The sequence below is a fragment of the Chrysiogenia bacterium genome (assembly GCA_020434085.1).
In the GTDB taxonomy this organism is placed as follows: domain Bacteria; phylum JAGRBM01; class JAGRBM01; order JAGRBM01; family JAGRBM01; genus JAGRBM01.
This window is the reverse complement of record JAGRBM010000342.1, coordinates 1-2,394: the sequence shown is the minus strand read 5'-3', so window position 1 is coordinate 2,394 and position 2,394 is coordinate 1. Positions and strand designations below refer to the sequence as shown.

Below are 2,394 nucleotides of genomic sequence, written 5' to 3'. Positions count from 1 at the left end.
CGGTCAGCCCCATCCAGACCTGCCCGGTCGTGGCAATGCGGTCCTTGACGGCAGCGTCGCGAAACTCCTCGTCGTCGGTCCCGCCTTCGGTATTGGTCATCGTGTTGCGGTGAAACGCGGTGGCGATGAGCTGGTCGTCGGTCGGATGCGGCAGCAGATCCCCCGCGAGCTGCTCGATGGTGAACTGATCGAACGGCATGTTCGCGTTCAGCGCACGGATCACCCAGTCGCGGTAGGCCCAGATCTCGCGCGGCTGATCGCTCGGATAACCGGACGAGTCCGCGTAACGCGCGAGATCGAGCCACTGGCGCGCCCAGTGCTCGCCGTAGCTTGGTTTGGCGAGGTAGTGCGCCACGACGTCGGACAGGTCGGACGTGTCTGACTTGGTGGACGAAAAGCGTGCGAGTTCCTCCAACGTCGGCGGCAGCCCGGTCAAATCGAGCGCCACACGGCGGATGAGAGTGGCACGATCTGTAGCAGGTGAAAACTGCAGCCCCTCCTGCTCCAAGCGAGCCGCCAGAAACGCATCAATGGCATTCGGCTTGGAACTGCGAACAGAGAACTGCGAACGGGGAACCTCCGGCCTCACGACCTTCTCATAGCTCCAGTGTCCGCCCCACTTGGCCCCCTGCTTGATCCATTCCTTCAAGAGGGCGATCTGCGCGGGCAAGATCGTCTTGTGCTGCTTCGGTGGCGGCATGATCTCGTCGGGATCGGTCGTCACGATGCGCTGGATCAGGGCGCTCTCGTCCGGCTTCCCAGGCACCACGGCGATCACGCCGTCGTTGTCCTTTTTAGCGCTTGTTTCCTCGTCGAGGCGCAGGCCGGCCTCGCGCTTCTTTTCGTCGGGGCCATGGCAAAAGAAGCAGTTCTCGCTCAGGATCGGGCGGATCTGCTTGGAAAAGTCGACGGGCTCCGCGAGGGCGGACGAAACGACGGCAAGGGTGACGAGGGGGCGTATCACGCAGGGTGATACGTTCGCGCCGGTCCAATCTTGACCCGGGGCGGTATTCTCCATGACAGCGGGTTCGAATTTATACCCGCCAGAATCCCCCTCTAGCTGCCGTCCAGCCGGTACTGCAGTTCGGAGTCGTTGAGGGCCAGAAAGCGCATCGCGCCGTTGATCTCGGGTTCGCCGAGGTTGGGCAGCTTGAAGACCCGGCCTTTGAAGGCCCCGGTGCTCGGGGAGCAGCCGTTCTTGAGATTCACGATGGTAGCTTTTTCATCGCCGGGCACCACGAAGGACGCCCCGGCAGCGCTCGCGATGGCCGCCACGCTGGCAATTTCCTGGGCGTTGCGCTTGTCCTTCTGATCCACCGCTCCCTGCCGGGCGCCTCCCATGGCTCCGATCCCGATGGTCGCCAAGACTCCCAGAATGGCAATCGTCACGAGCAATTCCATCAGACTGAACCCTTGCCGGGTTCGGCGTGATTTGGAAATGATGGGTGGGTTAGCCTGCATTAAGTTATGGAAATTACAATATTTACCAATTTATTACAAGGGCGGATTTGAATGTCCCGGGGGCCATGGCCGGGAAATCAGGGATGACCGGGGCCGGACGGCTCTTGCCTCCCGGGCGCATCCCGGCATAGTGCGCGCCCCTTTCCCGCCCGCCTCATGTCCGCCAAGATCCCCACCGCCGCCGAAATCCGCGCATCCTTCCTCGACTTCTTCAAGGAGAAGCAGCACACCATCGTGCCCAGCGACAACGTCGGCTACACCAGCCGCGACGGCGCGCGCATCTTCACCAACGCGGGCATGAACCAGTTCGTGCCCATCTTCCTCGGCGAGCGCAGCGCGGACGTGGACACCTGGCCCGGTGTCCTTCACAAAGGCCTGCCCACCCGCGCGGCGGACACGCAGAAATGCATCCGCGCCGGCGGCAAGCACAACGACCTCGAGGACGTCGGCCTCGACACCTACCACCACACGCTCTTCGAGATGCTGGGGAACTGGTCCTTCGGCGACTACTTCAAAAAGGACGCCATCTCCTGGGCCTGGGAACTCGTCATCGAGCGCTGGAAATTCCCACCGACGCGTGTGTTCGCCACGATTTATCAGCCGGACAAATCGAAGGGCGATCCTGCTGGCCGCGACCAGGAGGCCTGGGACATCTGGGCGGAAAAGTTCCGCAGCATCGGCCTCGATCCCGACATCCACATCGTCAACGGCAACAAGAAGGACAACTTCTGGATGATGGGCGACACCGGCCCCTGCGGCCCGTGCACCGAGATTCACATCGACCTCACGCCCGGCCCGCGCGACCTCGACGAGGAGCGGCAGAAGGCCGGCGCGAAGCTCGTAAACGGCAGTGACGCGAGCTGCATCGAGATCTGGAACAACGTCTTCATCCAATACAACGCAACGCCCGAAGGCACCTTCGAGCCGCTTCCT

The 2,394-nt window shown here is 62.6% G+C and carries 3 protein-coding genes; 1 reads left to right on the top strand and 2 read right to left on the bottom strand.

What is annotated here, in order from left to right:
* On the bottom strand, positions 1–1,018 hold a 1,018-nt coding region (locus KDH09_11840; protein MCB0220379.1), incomplete at its 3' end, for a DUF1549 domain-containing protein.
* 38 nt (positions 1,019–1,056) lie between these two features.
* On the bottom strand, positions 1,057–1,401 hold the full coding sequence (locus KDH09_11835) for a type II secretion system protein (protein ID MCB0220378.1): 345 nt from the start codon (positions 1,399–1,401) through the stop codon (positions 1,057–1,059).
* 216 nt (positions 1,402–1,617) lie between these two features.
* Here KDH09_11835 and KDH09_11830 point away from each other — a divergent pair.
* Positions 1,618–2,394, top strand: a 777-nt coding sequence (locus KDH09_11830; GenBank protein MCB0220377.1) for an alanine--tRNA ligase, incomplete at its 3' end; no start/stop codon positions are given.